Here is a 19,163-nt window from a genome sequence, read left to right on the forward strand (position 1 = left end):
CCGCGGGCCAGCGCGCCGGCCTCCGCCGGACCGGCCGCTTCCAGCCGCGATTCCCAGCTCGCCGCCAGCGCCGCCAGCGCGGCGGCGGAACGCGCCGAGAGCAGCAGCGGCGGCGGCGCGCCCGCCTTCGCAGCCCGTGCGGCGCGACGGCGCAGCGGCGCCGGGCCGAGCAGGACGGAGGCGTTGGTGCCGCCGAAGCCGAAGGAATTTACGCCCACCACCGGATGCGCGATATCGGCGAGTGCCTCCAGCGCCGCCGGCACACGGATGTTCAGCCCGGCGAAGTCGATATTCGGGTTGGGCTCCCCCTGGTGCAGCGTGGCGGGCACCTGCCGCCGTTCCAGCACCAGCAGCGCCTTGGCCAGCCCGGCAACGCCGGAAGCGGGCTCCAGATGGCCGATATTGGACTTGATGGAGCCCACCGGCAGCGGCGTGTCCCGCCCGGTGGCCGCCTGGCCGATCGCCCAGGCCTCGGCCGGGTCGCCCGCCTGGGTGCCGGTGCCATGCGCTTCCCAATAGGCGAGGCGATCGGCGGTGACGCCGGCATCCTGCATCACCTGGCGGATCAGCTTTGCCTGCGCGTCCCGGTTCGGCAGCGACAGGCCGATGCTGCGGCCCACCGCGCTGACGCCGCTGGCCAGGATCACGCCACGGATCGAATCGCCCGCGGCCAGCGCGGCATCGAGCGGCTTCAGCAGGAAGGCCGCAGAGCCCTCCGCCCGCACATAGCCATCCGCCCCCGCCGTGAAGGCGCGGCAGCGACCGGTGGGGGAGAGCATGCCGGCGCGGGAGAATCCGACGAAGGGAAAGGGCGAGAGCAGCATCTGCACCCCCGCCACCACCGCGGCCTCGAGCCGCCCCTCCGCCAGCGCCTGACAGGCGGCGTGCAGGGCTACGAGGGAGGAAGCGCAGGCGGTGTCGATGGTCTCGGCCGGGCCACGCAGGTCGAACACGTTGGTCAGCCGGTTGGAAAGGATCGACAGCGCGTTGCCGGTCATGAAGTAGCGGTCGCCGCCGGCATGGTCGAGCAGCCGCAGATCGCCGTAATCGGTGGAGGAGCCGCCGACGAAGACGCCGACATCGCGCCCGGCCAGGGCGGAGGGCCGCACCCCGGCATCCTCCATCGCCGCCAGCGTCACCTCCAGCAGCAGGCGCTGCTGCGGGTCCATCTCCGCGGCCTCACGCGGGGAAATGCCGAAGGCGCCGGCATCGAAGCCGCGCACATCGCCCAGCGTTCCGGCCGCGAAGGTATAGGCGCGACCCGGCTCGCTGCGGCGCGGATGCAGGAAGGCGGCCTGGTTGAAGCGGTCCGCCGGCACCGTGGTCACGGCATCCTGGCCGGATTCCAGCAGGGACCACAGGGCATCGGCATTGGCGGCCCCGGGAAGCCGGCAGCCCAGGCCCAGTATGGCGATGGGCCTTGCGGCGGGCTTCGGGACCGCCCGGGGAGGATGGGCGGATTTCATGAACAGACCGCGCTCAGGGCCTGCGCGCCTGGCGCACCGACCGGCAAAGCCCGGCGCGGGCCGCCCTCATGGCAGCCCCTCGTCACGGCGGGCCCCACCAGGCACCGGGGCGGACCAGCTGCGGCCACGCTCCTGCAGCGCAGGGCTTGGCACCGTCCGTTCCGAGGGGCGTTTCACCAGATCACGGAACAACTGCTCCACCGCGACGAAATGGTCCTCCCAGCTCGGCGGCTTCCAGCCGGCCATGCGGCCCATCTGGGCGCGGCGGCTGCCGCTGTCCGGGCGGGCGTAATCCAGCACGGCACTGCGCCAGGACATGCCATCCAGCGGGTCCAGGTAATCCGGCACCTGACGGCCGACCTCGCGCAGCGCCGGCAGGTCCGACGCCAGGGCCGGCACGCCGAGCGCCAGGCTTTCCGCCAGCGGCAGCCCGAAGCCCTCGGCGAAGGAGGGGAACAGCAGGGCGCGCGCGCCGCGCAGCAGGGAGGCGACCTCGCGGTCCGGCAGTGACCCGCATTCCCGCACCAGGCCATCCAGGGCGGAACACCGCTCCAGCATGTCCAGCACGTTCTCATTCTCCCAGCCGCGGCGGCCGACCACCACCAGGCGCGGCGCGGCGCCGCCCATGGTGCTGGCGAACTGGCGCCAGAGGTTCAGCAGCAGCAGGTGGTTCTTGCGCGGCTCGATGGTGCCGAGCGCCACGAAATACGGCCGCAGCGCCACCGGCGGCGCCTCTACCGCGGGCGGCGCGACGCCAAGCGGCGCGACGGCGACCAGCGGCCGGTCCGGCCGCGCGGCCAGCCAGGGGGAAAGCTCCGCCGCCGTCGCCGCTGAATTGACGATGATGGCATCGGCCAGCGCGGCGGTGGTGATGATGCGGCGCTTATGCTTCTCGGCCTGGCCGGCGCGCGCGAATTCGGGGTGGTGCAGCGGGATCAGGTCATGGATCAGCGGCACGAAATGGCAGCCATTGCGCCGCATGCTGGATATGCGCGCAGGCCGTTCCAGGGCGCGGTGGGACACCAGCAGGAAGCACTTGTCCCCGGGCCGGCGCAGCGCCTCGTTCAGGGCGGGGCGGCCGAAGGGCAGCGCCAGGCGGGCGCGGCGCGCGGCGCCCGCGGCCAGGCGCGTCCCGCTTTCCCAGGATTCCTCCAGCGCCACCACCAGTTCCCGCACCAGGGAGGTGGGCAGCGCCGCGAAGCCCAGCAGCGGCACCTCCGCCACGAAAGTGCAATGCGCAGGGTTGTTCGTCGCCCAGTGGCGGGCATAGGCCAGCTCGACCCGGTCGATCCCAGACGGCGCCGAGCGGTGGGCGACGGTCAGGAGACGGGAGATGTCGAGAAAGACATGCACGCCTGGCAATCTCCTTGGATCACGGGAACCCGCCACGATCGCGGGACTTTATCAAGGGTGGCGCAGCAAGCGCGTGCTGCACTGCAATACTGTCGCGACAATGGCACCAATGCGCCACACAAGACTGTGTTAAATAACGCTGTACGTCAATCTCTTTTTTTGCACGGAATGGGACGCTGCACGGCGTGCGTGCAGCGTCCCGGCGACCCTACCCTTCATCCGGGAGAATGACGTTGGTGGACAACCCAAGCAGCAGCACGTCGCGCATGGTTTCGGCGCTCTTGCGGCGAATGTCCAGCCAGGCTTCCGGCGTATGGAAGGCGCTGTGCGGCGTGATGACCACCCGGCCCAGCAGCCACGGCTCCTTCGCCCGATAGGCCGCGACCAGGCCCGGCACCGGATCAACCGGAGGTTCCACCGGTATCACATCGAGCCCCGCACCGGCGATGTGACCGGAGCGCAGGCCGGCTTCCAGCGCATCGATGTCCAGGCTTGTGCCGCGCGCCGTATTCACCACCACCGCGCCTTCCGGCAGCCAGGCGAGTTCGCGCGCGCCGATCATGCCGCGCGTCTCCCGCGTATCCGGCGCATGGATCGACAGCACATCGGCGCCGCGCATCAGTTCCTCGAGCGTCCGGGCGCGGGTGATGCCCAACGCGCGGTCCACGCCATTGGGCAGATGCGGGTCGTAGAAGCGCACCTTGAAGCCGAACGCCTTGGCCCGAAGCGCCACGGCCATGCCGATGCGGCCGAGGCCGACGATGCCGAAGCCCTGCACCTCCGCCCGCCGGATCAGCGGGCTGTCCACGTAGCGCCAGGGCGCGGGCGGATCGCTGCGCTGCATCTCATGGTGCAGGAACAGGCCGCGGCGCAGGCCGAGCGCCAGTGAGATGGCGTGGTCGGCCACTTCCTGCGTGCCGTAGTCGGGCACATTGCAGACGGTGATGCCGCGCGCGGCACAGGCGGCGCGGTCCAGCCGGTCGTAGCCCACGCCCATCCGCACCACCACGCGCAGCTTCGGGAAGCGGGCGATGTCCTTCGGCGTCAGCCAGTGGCGGAAGATCTGCAGGCCATCGACCTTGGCGCAGACGGCATCCGGCAGGGCATCCAGCGTGCCGGTATGCGGGGCACCGCCATGGAGGAAATCGACCCCGGGGCCGAATACCTCCTGCTCCAAATCGGTATCCGGATACATGCCCTCAGGCTCGAGGACGGTCAGTTGCGCCACGCTTGTCACTCCCTCCCGGCCACGCCAATGCGGCGTGGATCTCAGGCGGGCATCCTTGCCCCTGACGCCGCGGGCGGCAACCGGAGCGGTGGCTTGATCAGCCATGCGGCCCGGGCGTTTCCGCCCGGGCCTTGCTGGATCAGGCGCGCCACCAGCCGCGCTTGCGCGGCAGTTCCGGCACCGCACCCTCACCCAGCACGATGGGTGCGACGGGCGGCGCGGCCACCGGTTCCACGGGGGCCTGCGCTGCAGCGGGGGCCTGCGCGGCGGCGGGGGCCTGCGCGGCGGCGGGGGCCGGCTGCGGCACGGGCACGGCTGCGGCAGGTGGCTCGGCCAGGGCCGAGTCCGCCGGTGCCACCGGCTCCGCCATCGCCGGGGCCGCGGCGATGGTCACCGGTTCCGGCATCTCAACCGCGGGTGCCGGCGGCAGCGGCAGATCCGCGACCGGCGTCACCTCGGCCGACGTCACCTCGACCGGCGTCAACTCGACCGGCGTCACCGCCACCGGCTGCCCGACCGCTGGTTGCGCGACAGACGTGTCCGGCTGTTGCACCGGAGCGGCGGCGCGACGGGACTTCACGGCGCGCTCGGCCGCCTCCTCGGCCGCCTCCATCGCCATGAAGATGTCGTCCATATGCCCGGCGAAGGGGTCGGCCGGGGTCGGCGCACGGCGCGCGGGGGGTGGTGCCTGCGGCGGAGTCGGGCTGGCCAGGGTGGCGGCCGGCTCGGCCGGCTGCTCACCCTCCTCACGCCGGCGACGGCCACCGCGGCGGCCACGGCGACGCCGGCGCGCGGCCTCGTCCTCCTCGGCGCCCTCGGCGGTCTCAGCTTCCTCAAGCCCGGGCACCGTCGTGGTGCCGGGGCTGGCTTCGGCCGCCGGCCCGGTGGCGTCAGCCAGGTCGGGCTGCGGCGTGACGGCCTCCTCGCCCTCCTCGGCCTCATCCTCCTCGGTGCCACCGGCCTCATTGGCCTGGCCCTCGGCGCCTTCGCGGCGGCCGCCACGACGCCGCCGGCGACGGCGGCGACGACCGGCCTCACCCTCGGCGCCCTCGGCCGGCTTTTCGCCCGGGGCTTCGACGCGCTCCCTCGGCTCCGACTCGGCAGGCTCGCGTGGCTCCGGCTCGGCGCGCTGGCGCGGCTCGGACTCACCCCGCTGGCGCGGCTCCGTCGTCCTCGGCTGGCGCGGCTCCGCCCTGGCCTGGCGCGGCTCAACCGCGCGTTCCTCGACCTCCGCCTCTTCCTCGATCGGCTCCGGCTCGGGCGCGAAATCCATCCGCAGGGCGGATTGCCGCTCCGGCATCGCATCCGGGTTGGCGGCGCGGGTCTTCTCGATACGGAGCGCGGGCGGGATCAGCGTGTCGTCCGGCTGCACCAGCACGCGCATGCCGAAGCGCTGCTCGATCTGGCCCAGCCGCTCACGCTTCTGGTTCAGCAGCCACAGCATCACCGGCATGGCGCAATGGACCATGATCTCGGCGGCGCGGCGACGGGCGCCCTCCTCCTCGATCTGGCGCAGCACCTGCAGGCCGCTCGATTCCACGCTGCGGACCAGGCCGCGGCCCTGGCAATGCGGGCAGGCGACATAGGCGTGTTCCACCACCGAAGGCCGCAGCCGCTGGCGGGACATCTCGAGCAGGCCGAAATGGCTGATCCGGCCGACCTGGATGCGGGCGCGGTCCTGCTTCAGGGCTTCCTTCAACCGGCGCTCGACCTGCGCGTCGTTGCGCGCCGACTCCATGTCGATGAAGTCGATGACGATCAGGCCGGCGAGGTCGCGCAGACGCAGCTGGCGGGCCACCTCGTCGGCGGCCTCCAGATTGGTGCGCAGCGCCGTGTCCTCGATGTGCCGGTCGCGGGTGGCGCGGCCGGAGTTCACGTCGATGGAAACCAGGGCTTCCGTCTGGTTGATGACGATGTAGCCGCCCGACTTCAACTGCACATTCGGGCTGTGCATGGCATCGAGCTGCGCATCGACGCCGTGGCGCGCGAACAACGGCACGCCGTCCCGCACCGGCTTCACCTTGTTCACATGCGCGGGCATCAGCATGCGCATGAATTCGCGCGCATCCTGGTAGGCTTCCTCGCCCTCCACATGCACTTCCTCGACATCCTTGCCGAAGACGTCGCGGATCGAGCGCTTGATGAGGTCCGCTTCCTCATAGATCAGCGCGGGTGCGGTGGAGGCGAAGGTGCGCTCGCGGATATTGTCCCACAGCCGCAGCAGGTATTCGCAATCCCGCTTGATCTCGGGCTTCGGCCGCTGCGCGCCCGCGGTGCGGACGATCAGCGACATGCCCTGCGGCAGCTGCTGCTCATCGATGATCTCGCGCAGGCGCTTGCGGTCGCCGGCCGAGGTGATCTTGCGGGAGACGCCGCCGCCGCGCGGCGAGTTCGGCATGAGGACCGAGAAGCGGCCGGCCAGCGAGATATAGGTGGTCAGCGCGGCACCCTTCCCGCCGCGTTCTTCCTTCACCACCTGGATCAGCATGATCTGGCGGCGCTTGATGACCTCCTGGATCTTGTAGTGGCGCAGGAAGCGCGGCGGGATGCGGCGTTCGCGCGCGTCATCCTCCGTCGTGCCGCCAAGCGACTCGGGCGGCGGCGCCTCGGAATTGCCGACGCTCTCGACCTCGTCGTCCCGGCCCCGGTCATCGCGGCCCCGGTCATCGCGGCTCCGGTCGTCACGGCTGCGGTCGCCGCCACGGTCGCGGTCGCCACCACGGCCACGGTCGCGGCCCCGGCCGCGGCCACCGCGGTCCTGGCGCCCGCGCGCCTGGCGCGGCTCGCTGCCCGGCTCGCCATTGGCCGGTTCGCCGTTGCCGCCCTCGGCGCCGTTGTCGTCGCGCGGCTCGAAGTCGCCGCCTTGATCCTCGGCGCCATTATCGTCGCGCGCGCCGTATTCGGCGCCGTCGTCATTGCCGCGCTCGTCCTCGGCGCCCCGGTACTCGGCGCCCCGGTCCTCGGTACCCTGGTCCTCGGCTGATCCCTGGTCGCTGGCGGCCTCGGCATTCTCCTGCCGCTCGGCGGCCAGCGCCGCGTCCTCGGCGGCGGTTTCGGCCGGGGTGGCGGCCTCAGGCTCGTCGGTGGCGGTGATGCGCTCCACCGGGATGGTCATTGGCATGGCGCTGCCGGAGTCCCGGTCGGCGTTGCGGCCAGTATCGTTGGCTTCGTCCTGGCCGTCCGTCTCGGCGGCAGGCGCCGGCGGGGCGGCCTCCGCCCGGCCTTCGCCGGACGCGTCCTGATCGGCGGCGTTCTCGCCGGGTGCATCTTCAGAAGGCGCGGCGTCACCGGAGGCCTCGCCGATCAACTCGGCCTCGCCCTCGATGGCCGCCTGCAGCGCGCCGGTCAGCGCCTCGTCGCCGTCGCGGGCGGCTTCCTCGGCGTCCTCGCGTTCCTGTTCCTCGCGCGCCTCGGCCTGCTGCATCTCGATCAGGCGCTGCCGGTCGGCGACGGGAAGCTGGTAGTAGTCCGGGTGGATCTCGCTGAAGGCGAGGAAGCCGTGCCGGTTGCCGCCATATTCGACGAAGGCGGCCTGCAGGCTGGGTTCGACCCGCACGACGCGGGCCAGGTAGATATTGCCCTTGAGGGGCATCTTGTTCGCCGACTCGATATCGAAGGCTTCGAGCCGGTTGCCATCCAGCACCACCACCCGGGTTTCCTCGGGGTGGGATGCATCGATCAGCATGCGCTTGGTCATGGGGGTGAAAACTCCGCACCGCGCTGGCCAGGGGTTGGACCCGTGGGCCGGCAGCGGCGGTCGGGGGTGACAGGGCCCGAGACAGAACGGATCGGCGGCAGGAATTCGTCCATGCGGCGGCGAACCGGTCCTTGTCGCGGCGGACCCGCCCTGGGGATGGCCCCTGGGGCAGACCCTGTTGGGTTCAGTGGGACCGATGCACCTGGGAACAATCCCAGGCAGACCGGTCCCGGCGGGCGCGCCTCGCGCTGCCCCGGAAACCCTTCAATCGGCATGCCCCAAGAACAGGGGCGCCGGTCGCAGGCGCAATCGGGCGGGCGGCTGGCCTGTGGGGCGCCCTGTGTCCAGCCTCGTCTTTCCACGAATCGGTCGCAGGGTGTCCGCGCAAGCTCCACGTCGACCGGGAAGGCGTCGCGACACCTGGCGAAGCGCGGCGCCGGGCGAAACCCGTCACCATGCCAGGGATACCGGCCATTGACCCGGCGCCCCGCCCGCCGCGACAACGCGGGCAGATGCGGGGCCGAGCGGCCGCGAGACACACAATCCAGGCCGGCAGCGGTTGCCACCGGGGCAGGTCACCATAGGCGGCCCATCCGGCCACCACAAGGCGCCGCCGGCGCCAGAGCCGAACTTGAAGCTGAATGCGGGCCCGGACGGCTGCAGCCGCAGACGCGAAACTCACGCAGTCTCTCAACCAGCGCTGGCAAGCCACGGGCGGGATGTGGCAATCTTCGCCCATGGCCGGCACCGGGGGGTGGTCCGGCCTGCCGCCGCGGGGGCCGTGCGCGGCCTGTCCATGCGGATCTGCCGGCCATTGCCGCCCATCCGCCGGAACCTAAGGGGGTGCCAACCCATGCTCGGTCGCCGAGCCCTGGCGAGCCTCGTGCTCGGCCTCGCGGCGCTGCCTGCGCCATCTGAAGTCCTCGCCGCCGTCACCGGCGCCTCGCTGGAGGCGGTGGGCTCCGGCGCGCGCCTGACCCTGACGCTGCCCGCCAATGCGCGCTGGAAGCTGGTGGCGGCGCGGTCGCCGAATCGCCTGCTGCTTGAGACACCCGGCCAGCCCTGGCGCGCCGCAACCCGGCTGCGCGGCGCCGGTCCCGTGCGCGCCGCGCGGGTGGAACGGGGGCGGCTGCGGCTCGACCTCTCCGGCCCGGTGGCGCTGCGCCGCGCCACCGCCAGCGGCAACCGCCTGGTGATCGAGGTGGTGCCCGGCGCGGCCGCGCCCTTCGCCCGGCTGGCCGGCGGTGGCGGCGTGATGGCGGAAGGCGGCGGCACCACGGCCGCCGCACGCCGCGCCGCATCCCTGCCGCTGGTGGTGCTCGACCCCGGCCATGGCGGGCGGGACCCGGGCGCCATCGGCGCCAGCGGCACGCAGGAAAAGCGTGTGGTGCTGGCCACCGCCATCCAGCTCCGGCGCGTGCTGGAGGCCGGCGGCCGCTGCCGCGTGGCGCTGACCCGCGGCAATGACCGCTTCGTGGCGCTTGGCGCCCGAGTGAATTTCGCCCGCCAGCGCCAGGCCGCGCTGTTCGTCTCCCTGCATGCGGACAGCGCGCCGGGTGCGCGCGGCGCCAGCGTCTATACTCTGGGCGACAGTTCCGACTCGCTGGCCGGCGCGCTGGCGCGGCGGGAGAACCAGGCGGACCGCGCCGGCGGGCTGCGCCTGCCCTCGGTATCGCCGGAGGTGCAGGCCATCCTCGCCTCCCTGATCCAGGCGGAAACCCGCATCGGCAGCGCCCGCATGGCCGAACAGGTGGTGGCGGAACTGCGGGAGGATGTGCCGCTGCTGCCCAACACCCATCGCCAGGCCGGCTTCGTGGTGCTGAAGGCGCCGGATGTGCCGGCGGTGCTGGTGGAACTGGGCTTCCTGTCCGACGCGCAGGATGAGGCCGCGCTGCGCCGGGTGGACCACCGCGCCAAGCTGGCCCGCGCCATGGGCCGCGCCATCCATGGCTGGCTGGCGCAATCGGGCAACACGGTCGCGGCCTTCGGCTGAGGATTGCCGGTGAGGATTGCCGGCCGGCCCTGGCAACCGGGCCGGGCCGACCCAAAATCCCCCACACGTCTCCGCGCGTGCAGGTCAGACCAATGCCGCCGGCATGTGCGGCGCCGCGCCGGACAGTGTATGGGAAGCCCATGGACACCCACGACCTCCGCGCCGAAGGCCCGATGGTGGGCAGCCGCCCAAGCGCCGCTGACCCGCAAACGCCGGCCGGCCCGCCGCCGCGTCTGCCGAAAGCCCCGCGCACTCCCAAGCCGCCACGCCCGGGGCGCGGCTGGTTCTTCGGCACCATGGGCTTCCTGGCCAAGACCGTGATCATCCTGACGGTCGCGCTCGGGCTGACCGGCGCCGGCGCGGCCTATGCGCTGTACCGCTCCGCCTCCGCCGAACTGCCGGACTACCGCTGGCTGGCCGACTACCAGGCCCCACAGATGAGCCGCATCTATGCCGGCGACAGCCGCCTGATGGCCGAACTCGCCCAGGAACGCCGCGTCTTCGTGCCGATCGAGGCGATTCCGCGCCATGTGCAGCAGGCCTTCATCTCGGCCGAGGACCAGCGCTTCTGGTCGCATTACGGCATCGACCCGATCGGCATCGCGCGCACCGTGGTGACCAACCTGGAACAGCTCGGCTCCGGCCGCCGCATGGGGGGCGCCTCCACCATCACCCAGCAGGTCGCCAAGAACATGCTGGTCGGCGCCGACCGCACGATGATGCGGAAGGTCCGCGAGGCCATCCTGGCGCTGCGGATCGAGCAGGCGATGCCGAAGGCGCGCATCCTCGAGATCTATCTGAACGAGATCTTCCTGGGCCAGCAGGCCTATGGCGTCGCCGCCGCGGCGCAGAACTACTTCAACAAGTCGCTGGATGAGCTGACGGTGGCGGAAGCCGCCTTCCTGGCCGCCCTGCCCAAGGCGCCGAACAACTACAACCCCGCCCGCTTCCCCGAGGCCGCGATCGGCCGGCGGAACTGGGTGATCGACCGCATGATGGATGATGGCGCTCTGCCGGCCGCGGACGCCACCCGCGCCAAGGCCGAAACGCTGATCCCCCGCCCGCAGCGGCGGCCGGATGTGGTGCCGGTGGGCCAGTACTTCACCGAGGAAGTGCGCCGCGAGCTGATCGCCCGCTTCGGCGCGGACCAGACGACGATGGGCGGCCTCGTGGTCCGCACCTCGCTCGACCCGGTGCTGCAGGAAGGGGCGGAGGCGGCGCTCCGCAACGGGCTGCTGGCCTATGACCGCCGGCGTGGCGGCTGGCGCGGCCCGGTGGCGCGCATCCCGGCCGGTGCCACGGAATGGCTGCCCGCCCTGCAGGACCAGCAGCGCCCGCCCGGCGCCATGCCGGAATGGCGCCTGGCGGTGGCGCTGGAGGTGCGCGACCGGGAGGCGCGGATGGCCTGGCTGGAACGCCCGGATGGCCGCACCGCCGCCCAGCCGCGCACCGGCACGCTGCCCTTCGAGGAAGTCTCCGGCTGGGCGCGCCCGGTGCGGGATGGCCGCGTCGGCGGCGCGCCGCGGCGGATGCAGGATGTGCTGGCGCCGGGCGATGTGGTGCTGGTGGAAACCCTGCCCGCCACCGCCGCCCAGGGCCGCACGCCCGCCCGCCCGGAACGCCTGGCGCTGCGCCAGATCCCCGAGGTGGAAGGCGCCGTGGTGGCGATGGACCCGAATACCGGCCGCGTGCTGGCCATGGTCGGCGGCTGGTCCTTCGAACGGTCCTGGTTCAACCGCGCCAGCCAGGCGCAGCGGCAGCCCGGTTCGTCCTTCAAGCCCTACGTCTTCCTGGCGGGGCTGGAGGCCGGCATCCCGCCGAACCAGCTTCTGCTGGACGGCCCGGTGGAGGTGATGACGCCGCAGGGCATGTGGCGCCCGGGCAATTACGGCGGTGGCGCGCCCCAGGGCTGGGTCACCATGCGCAGCGCGCTGGAGCGCAGCCTCAACCTGGTCACCGTGCGCCTGGCGCAGCAGGTCGGCATGCCGGCGGTGGCGGAGGTGGCATCCCGCTTCGGCGTCATCCCCAACATGCAACGCGTGCTGGCGATGTCGCTCGGCGCCGGGGAGACGACGGTGCTGCGCCAGGCCGCCGGCTATTCCAGCTTCGTCAATGGCGGGCGGCAGGTGACGCCGACGCTGATCGACAGCGTGCAGGACCGCCAGGGCCGGCTGGTCTGGCGCACCGATGCGCGGGAATGCACCGCCTGCGACAGCAGCCCGACTGGCGCCCCGCCGGCCCTGACCGAGACGCGCCAGCAGGTGACGGACCCGGTTTCCGCCTTCCAGATGACCAGCATGCTGCAGGGCGTGGTGCAGCGTGGCACCGGCACGCGGGCCGGCGCCGGGCTGAACCGGCCGGTGGCCGGCAAGACCGGCACGACGGACGACTTCAAGGATAACTGGTTCGTCGGCTTCACCCCCGACCTCGTCGTCGCCGTGTGGGTCGGCTTCGATGATCCGCGCAGCCTGGGCAGTGGCGAGACCGGCGGCAGCAATGCGGCGCCGATCTTCCGCGACGTGGTGGCGGCAGCCCTCGGCGACAGCCCGGCCCTGCCCTTCCGGGCGCCGCCCGGCGTGGCGCTGGTGCGGCTGCAACTGCCGAACGGCCAGACCATCTTCGAGGCCTTCAAGCCCGGCACCGAGAACAGCGCCCGCCCGCCGGTGGACCCGCTGGCGGCCGAGCCCGGCACCGCCGCGGCCAGCGTGGACAGCAATCTGGGTGGTTTGTATTAGCAGCCGGCGCGCGCCGGTCGCCGCCGTGGTCCAGGGCTGTCTCGACAGACGCGCAGGCCGGCACTACTGAACCGGTCATGCGCGCCGATGCCGAGAACCTGAAAACCCAGATCGCCGAGGGCCTCGCCCTGCTGCGCGCCCATCTCAACTGGGATGAGGCGCTGCGGCAGCTGGAGGAACTCAACGCCAAATCCGAGGACCCGGACCTCTGGGCCAAGGCCGATGCCGCCCAGGCGCTGATGCGCGAGCGCAACCGCCTGGCCGCGCAGATCGAGGGCGTGCAGGCGCTGGAGCGCAATGTGGCGGATGCGCTGGAGCTGATCGAGCTGGCCGAGGCCGAGGGCGATGCCGCCATCGCCGATGCCGCCGTCGCCGACCTCAAGACCTATGCGGCGGAGGTGAAGCACCGCGAGACGGAAAGCCTGCTGTCCGGCGAGGCCGACCAGAACGACGCCTATCTGGAAGTGAATGCCGGCGCCGGCGGCACGGAGGCCCAGGACTGGGCCGAGATGCTGCTGCGCATGTACACCCGCTGGGCGGAAAAGCGTGGCTACAAGCTGACGCTGACCGAGCAATCCGATGGCGAACAGGCCGGCATCAAATCGGTCACCATCCAGGTCAGCGGCCCCAATGCCTTCGGCTGGCTGAAGACGGAAACCGGCGTGCACCGCCTGGTCCGCATCAGCCCCTTCGACGCCGCGGCGCGCCGGCAGACCAGTTTTGCGAGTGTCTATGTCTACCCCGTCATCGATGACCGGATCGAGATCGAGATCAATCCGGCGGACATCAAGACCGACACCTTCCGGGCTTCCGGCGCCGGCGGCCAGCATGTGAACAAGACGGAATCAGGGGTGCGCTTCACCCATATTCCGACCGGCGTGGTCGCCGCCTCCACCCAGGACCGCAGCCAGCACAAGAACCGCGTCATCGCCATGGATATGCTCAAGGCCCGGCTCTACGAGCTGGAACTCCGCAAGCGCGAGGCGATCAGTGACGCGGTGGAGGCCGGCAAGACCGATATCGGCTGGGGCCACCAGATCCGCAGCTACGTCCTGCAACCCTACCAGATGGTGAAGGACCTCCGCACCGGCGTGGAGAAGGGCAACCCCGCCGCCGTGCTGGATGGCGAGATCGACGAGTTCATGGCCGCCGCCCTCGCCCAGCGCGTCGGCACCACGCGGTCCGAGGCCAGCGCCAAGGCCGACTGATGCCAGGGGCGGGGCTGGATGCGCTGCGCGCCGCCATCCTTGCCCTCTTCCCCGACCTGTCCGGCGCCCGCTTCACCCTGTTGGCGGATGGGTGGGAGAGCCAGGCCGTCGATGTCGATGACCGGCTGATCTTCCGCTTCCCACGCTTCGAACACGGCGCCGGTGAATTGGCGCGGGAGGCGCGGCTGCTGGCCGTGATCGGCCCCGTTTCGCCGCTGCGCGTGCCGCAAACGCGCTTCCACCCCGGCCCGCCCTGCTTCGCCTGGCACCGGAAGCTGCCAGGGGCGGTGCTGCTGCCGGCGCAGTACGCGGCGCTGCCCGAGACAGCCCGGCACCTGCTGGCGGAGCAACTGGCCGGCCTGCAACTCGCCCTGCACCGGCTGGACCCCGCGCCGCTGCGGCAGGCGGGCGCCGGGCCGGTCTGGGACTGGCCGGAACCTGGGACGATCCTGCGCCAGGCCTGGCCGCGCCTGCCGCCCGCGCTGCATCGCCCGGCCGAGCGGATCGCCGCCGCCGCGCTACCGCCCGACCCGGCCGGCAGCGTCTTCGGGCATTTCGACCTGCATGGCTGGAACCTCGCCTTCGACCACGACTCCGGCCGGGTGCAGGGTGTCTTCGATTTCGCCGGCAGCGGCTTCGGCCCGCTGCACCGCGATTTCGTGGCGCCCAGCCTGATCGCGCCCGATCTCGCCTTCCGCCTGATGGCCCAGTACGAGGCGCAGGGCGGGCGGAAGCTGAACCGCGCCCGCATCGCCTGGCTGACCGGGCTGCACCGGCTGATGGAGCTGGGCGAGGCGACGGAGGCGCAGGTCGCCCGCTTCGGCCTGCTTGGCAATCTGGAACGGTGGGTCCCGCACCTGCCATAGCCTCTGTTCATCAGTCATAAGTCTGACCTATAAACCCTGCAACGATGCCGCGCAGAGACGGCAAGGAGGGTGGATGTCGGCGGTCGCGCAAACCATCGCCCAGCAAACTGTGGCGCAGAAAATCATCGCCGCGCATTGCGGGCGGGATGCCGTGGCGGTTGGCGAATACGTCACCGTCTCCCCCGACTACACCGCCTGCCAGGAGCTGTTCTGGCCCGGCCACAAGCGCAACCTGGAGCGCATCGGCGTGGACCGCATTCCGCGCCCTGACAAGGCGGTGATGGTGATCGACCATTCCACCTCCGCCGCCATGGGATCTCCCCACCACGAAACGCATCGCACGCTGCGCGACTGGTGCGCGCAGCAGGGCATCGAGAATTTCTTCGGCCCCGGCAACGGCCTGCGCCACCTGGTGCTGACGGAACGCGGCTTCGCCCGGCCGGGCACGCTGATCTTCTCCGATGAGGGCAACATCGCCAGCATCGGCGCGCTGGGCGCGCTGAACCTGCCGATCTCGGCGGAGGTGCTGGTCTCCCTCATCCAGGACGAGAACTGGATCGCGGTGCCGCCCTCCGCCCGCATCACCCTGACCGGGCGGCTCGGCTTCGGCGTGACGGCGCGGGACGTGATCCAGACCATCCTGCGGGACTGCACGGGCGATGGGCGGCTTCTGCAATGCTGCGTGGAATTCGACGGGCCGGGCCTCGATGCGCTGAGCCTCGATGACCGCCAGGCGATCCTCGCCTCCCTGTTCCACTCCGGCGCCTATACCGGGATCATGGTGCCGGATGCGCTTGCGCTGGAGTATGTCCGCGCGCGGGATGCCGGACGGCCCTGGCAGGTGGTGCAGGCCGATCCGGGTGCCACCTATATGACGCGGCTGAGCTACGACCTCGGCCGCATCGCGCCCATGGTGACCGTGCCGCCGGATGCACATGGCGCGGTGCCGGTGGATCAGGCAGCGGGGCTGCGGATCGACCAGGCGACCATCGGGTCCTGTGCCAATGGAAGGCTGGACGACATGCGCGAAGCAGCCCGGCTGCTGCGCGGCCGCCAGGTGGCGCCGCATGTCACGCTGTATGTCACGCCCGGCAGCCGCGGCGTCTATGTCGAGGCGGCTCGCGAAGGCTTGCTGGAAGTGCTGGCCGAGGCCAGCGCCACCATCCTCGCCCCGGGCTGCACCACCTGCTGGGGCTACCAGGGCGTGCTGAACGAGAACGAGGTGCTGATCTCCACCCAGCAGTTCAACTATCACGGCCGCAACGGCGCCAGGTCCTCCCGCGTCTATCTCGCCGGCCCCGCGGTGGTCGCGGCCTCGGCCGTGGCGGGGCGCATCACCGATCCCCGCGCGATGCTGGCGGAGGCCGTCGCATGAGTGCTCCGCGCGGCCGCGTCTGGAAATTCGGCGATGATGTGCACGGCGATGACGGCATCATCGAATTCGCCATCATCCGTGACAGCTTCGGCAAGGAATTCGACGAGGACGCGCTGCGCGCCATGTGCTTCCGCAGGCTGCGTCCCGAATTCCCGCAGCAAGTCCGCAAGGGCGACATCGTCGTCGGCGGGCGCAACTTCGCGCACCACAACCATGTCGAGGTCAGCGTCGCCATGCGCGCCTCCGGCATTGCCCTGGTGGTGGTGGAATCCTGCGATTCCGGCTTCCTGCGCCGCGCGCTGAACCACGGCCTGCCGGTGATGATCTGCCCCGGCATCCATGAAGCGGTGCAGGATGGCGAGATCCTGGAAGCCGATCCGGCCAGCGGCCGGGTGACGCTGCCGGATGGGCGCGTCCTGCGCGCAAATCCATTCTCCGAACGCATGGTACAGATCTGGCACGCGGGCGGATCTATCCCGCTGCTGGAGCGCGAATTCGCGGCACGCCGCGCAACAGACAGGGAGGGAAAAGCGCCATGACCACACGCCGCAACACGCTGCTCACCGCCGCCAGCCTCGCCGCGGCTGGCTTCGCCGCCGGCCCGGCCCGGGCGCAATCCTTTCCGGACCGGCCGGTGCGGCTCGTCGTCGGCTATCCGCCCGGCGGCAACGTCGATTTCACCGCGCGGCTGCTGCAGCCGGCGATGAGCCAGGCGCTGGGGCAACAGGTGATGGTGGACAACCGCGCCGGCGCGGGCGGCATCGTCGGCACCGATCTGGTCGCGAAGGCGCGGCCCGATGGCTACACCATGCTGCTGACCGGCACCGCGCCGGTCTCCATTTTCCCGGTGGCGATGGCCCACCTGCCCTATGATCCGCTGCGCGACTTCGCGCCGATCGGCATGGCCTATCGTGTGCCGATCGTGATGATGGTGGCGAAGGACATCACCACGCGCACGCTGCAAGAATTCGTCGCACGCGCGAAGGCGACGCCCGGCGGCATGTCCGCCGGCACGGCGGGCATCGGCTCCGGCGCGCATCTGGCGATCGAGCTGTTCAACGCCGGCACCGGCGCGGGGCTGGTGCATGTGCCCTATCGCGGCACCGGCCCGGCCTTGAACGATCTGATCGCGGGCAACATCCCGGTGGTGTTCGACCAATTGTCGAGCGCCCTGCCGCTGCACGCCGATGGCCGCGCGCGCATCATCGGCATCGCCTCCGCCAGCCGGTCGCCGCTGCTGCCGGATGTGCAGACGCTGCGCGAGGCCGGGCTGGTGCAGGCGGAGTTGAGCACCACGCTCGGCTACCTGGCGCCGGCCGGCACGCCGGCGCCCGTGGTGCAGAAGCTGGCCGCAGCCCTGGCCGCCGCGCTGGCAGACCCCACGGTGCGGGAAAGGCTGACCAGCCTGGGCGCGACGATCCCACCCGCATCCGACATCACGCCCGCCTATTACGACCGGGTGATCCGCGACGAGCTGGACATCTACCGGGAGGCGGTGCGGCTCGGGAATGTGAAGCTGGAATAGGCGTCACGCCGCCGCGTTGTTCTCCGCGCTGGCGCCGACGATCCGTCCATCCTCCATCGCCACCACGCGATCGGCGATGTCGAGGATGCGCGGGTCGTGCGTCACCAGCAGGATCGGCACGCCGCGGGATTTCGCCAGGTTCCGCAACAGCATCACCACCTCATGCCCGCTTGTCTTGTCGAGCGCCGCGGTCGGCTCATCCGCCAGCACCAGGCCTGGCTCCGCCGCCAGCGCACGGGCCACGGAAACGCGCTGCCGCTGGCCGCCGGAAAGCTGCGAGGGCAGTTTTTCCAGGTGATCCTCAAGGCCCACCAACCCCAGCAACTCCGCCGCGCGCGCCAGCCGCTGGCGTTCGCCGAGCGCCGCATCCTGCTCCAGCGCCATCGCCACATTCTGCCGCGCGGTCAGGAAGCCCAGCAGATTGTGGTTCTGGAAGATGAAGCCGATGTTGCGGCGCAGGCGCACGCGGGCAGCCTCATTCGCGCCCTTCAGTTCCTGTCCCAGCACGCGGGCGCTGCCATCCTGCATGGCGCGCAGCGCGCCGATCAGCGTCAGCAGCGTGGTCTTGCCGCTGCCGGAAGGGCCGGTCAGCAGCACGATCTCACCCGGCGCCACGGTCAGGTCCACATCGCGCAGCACCGCCTTGCGCAGCTCGCCCTCGCCATAGGCGAAGGTGATGTTGCGGAGCAGGACGGGTGCTTCCATTGGCGCCCCGGACGCCATCAGAACATGTCCGCCGGGTTGGCATCGCGCAGCTTCCGCATCGCCAGCAGCCCGGCCACCGCGCACATGGTGAAGATCATCACGAAGACCGTGCTGGCGCGCGCGACATCCATGGTCAGCGGCAGGAAGGTGGCGGTGCCCACCACATGGTATAGCAGGGCGGAGACCAGCAGCCCCGGCACGAAGCCCGCCAGCGCCAGGATCAGCGCCGCCCCCAGCACCACCTGCCCGAGATAGCCATTGGAATAGCCCATGGCCTTCAGCGTCGCATATTCCTTCAGATGCCCGGCAATGTCGCTGAACAGGATCTGGTAGACGATGACCATGCCGACGACCAAGCCCATCAGGCTGCCGAAGGAGAAGATGAAGCCGATCGGCGTCGTATCCTCCCAGTAGGATCGTTCATGCGCGGTGAGCTGCGCCTGGGTCAGCACCATCACATCCGCCGGCAACAGCTCTCGCAGCTGCGCCTGCACGGCGGCGATATCGGCGCCGGGCCGCAGGCGAATGGCCACAAGGTCGATGGAGGAGACCTGCCGTTCCTTCACCACGCGGCGGAAATTCACGTCGGACAGCACGATGTTGCCGTCCGCGCCGAAGGACGGCCCGATCTCGATCAGCCCCACCACCTCCATGTCGCGGTTGCCGACCTGCACCTCGAACGGCCCTTGTTCCGCCAGCATCTGTGCCACCGGGCCGAATTCGGGGCGGGATCGCATGTCGAAGGCGATGGTGTCGGCGCGTTTCAGCCGGTCCAGCAGCGGCGCCAGGCCCGGGAAATCCAGCACCCCCGCATCGGTATCGACGCCGATGAGCTGGATGGCGCGGCGCGTGCCGGTCTCCGGATTGCGCCAGGTGGCCTGCGCCAGATAGATCGGCACGGCACGCTCCACCTCCGGCAGCGCCAGAACCTGCCAGGCGCGCGCCCGCGGCATGGGTTCAGACCGGAAGCTGGCGGTGGTCAGCGGGTGCATCAGGAACAGATCGCCGCGCA

The 19,163-nt window shown here is 71.2% G+C and carries 13 protein-coding genes; 7 read left to right on the top strand and 6 right to left on the bottom strand.

The window, feature by feature from the left end; translation table 11 throughout:
* The 4 genes from Q8S40_RS23140 to Q8S40_RS23155 form a co-directional block, all read right to left on the bottom strand.
* On the bottom strand, positions 1–1,466 hold a 1,466-nt coding region (locus Q8S40_RS23140), incomplete at its 3' end, for a polyketide synthase (protein ID WP_305672298.1).
* Positions 1,467–1,532: 66 nt separating this feature from the next.
* A complete protein-coding gene (locus Q8S40_RS23145) occupies positions 1,533–2,819 on the bottom strand; it encodes a glycosyltransferase family 1 protein (RefSeq protein ID WP_305672299.1) in 1,287 nt (428 codons plus the stop codon).
* A 208-nt stretch (positions 2,820–3,027) separates the two neighbouring features.
* On the bottom strand, positions 3,028–4,047 hold the full coding sequence (locus tag Q8S40_RS23150) for a C-terminal binding protein (RefSeq protein ID WP_305672300.1): 1,020 nt from the start codon (positions 4,045–4,047) through the stop codon (positions 3,028–3,030).
* A gap of 139 nt (positions 4,048–4,186) precedes the next feature.
* The gene (locus Q8S40_RS23155) at positions 4,187–7,744 is read right to left on the bottom strand and encodes an Rne/Rng family ribonuclease (RefSeq protein ID WP_305672301.1); all 3,558 of its coding nucleotides are present in this window, start codon (positions 7,742–7,744) and stop codon (positions 4,187–4,189) included.
* Between the two features lie 853 nt (positions 7,745–8,597).
* Here Q8S40_RS23155 and Q8S40_RS23160 point away from each other — a divergent pair.
* The 7 genes from Q8S40_RS23160 (at position 8,598) to Q8S40_RS23190 (ending at position 17,446) form a co-directional block, all read left to right on the top strand.
* Positions 8,598–9,737 (top strand): N-acetylmuramoyl-L-alanine amidase, encoded by a 1,140-nt coding sequence (locus Q8S40_RS23160; protein ID WP_305672302.1) that lies wholly within the window; start codon positions 8,598–8,600, stop codon positions 9,735–9,737.
* A 140-nt stretch (positions 9,738–9,877) separates the two neighbouring features.
* Positions 9,878–12,472: a penicillin-binding protein 1A gene (locus Q8S40_RS23165; protein ID WP_305672303.1), complete on the top strand. Its 2,595-nt coding sequence runs from the start codon at positions 9,878–9,880 to the stop codon at positions 12,470–12,472.
* 77 nt (positions 12,473–12,549) lie between these two features.
* Entirely contained in the window at positions 12,550–13,680 is a 1,131-nt protein-coding gene (gene prfB / locus Q8S40_RS23170; protein WP_305672304.1) for a peptide chain release factor 2, read from the top strand.
* Positions 13,680–14,546, top strand: coding sequence for a phosphotransferase family protein (locus Q8S40_RS23175; RefSeq protein ID WP_305672305.1), 867 nt, complete (start codon positions 13,680–13,682; stop codon positions 14,544–14,546). The genes prfB and Q8S40_RS23175 overlap by 1 nt, the downstream gene beginning before the upstream one ends.
* A gap of 109 nt (positions 14,547–14,655) precedes the next feature.
* Entirely contained in the window at positions 14,656–15,921 is a 1,266-nt protein-coding gene (locus Q8S40_RS23180) for an aconitase family protein (protein ID WP_305672306.1), read from the top strand.
* Positions 15,918–16,460 carry a hypothetical protein gene (locus Q8S40_RS23185; RefSeq protein ID WP_305672307.1) on the top strand — a complete coding sequence of 181 codons (543 nt, stop codon included), beginning with the start codon at positions 15,918–15,920 and terminating at the stop codon, positions 16,458–16,460. Before Q8S40_RS23180 ends, Q8S40_RS23185 begins: the two co-directional genes overlap by 4 nt.
* Positions 16,457–17,446, top strand: coding sequence for a tripartite tricarboxylate transporter substrate binding protein (locus Q8S40_RS23190; protein WP_305672308.1), 990 nt, complete (start codon positions 16,457–16,459; stop codon positions 17,444–17,446). Before Q8S40_RS23185 ends, Q8S40_RS23190 begins: the two co-directional genes overlap by 4 nt.
* 3 nt (positions 17,447–17,449) lie before the next feature.
* Here Q8S40_RS23190 and Q8S40_RS23195 read toward each other — a convergent pair whose 3' ends face one another.
* The gene (locus tag Q8S40_RS23195; RefSeq protein ID WP_304809882.1) at positions 17,450–18,151 is read right to left on the bottom strand and encodes an ATP-binding cassette domain-containing protein; all 702 of its coding nucleotides are present in this window, start codon (positions 18,149–18,151) and stop codon (positions 17,450–17,452) included.
* A gap of 17 nt (positions 18,152–18,168) precedes the next feature.
* Positions 18,169–19,163, bottom strand: a 995-nt coding sequence (devC, locus tag Q8S40_RS23200) for an ABC transporter permease DevC (protein WP_305672309.1), incomplete at its 5' end; no start/stop codon positions are given.

The sequence above is a fragment of the Falsiroseomonas sp. genome (genome assembly GCF_030695085.1).
In the GTDB taxonomy this organism is placed as follows: Bacteria; Pseudomonadota; Alphaproteobacteria; order Acetobacterales; family Acetobacteraceae; genus Falsiroseomonas.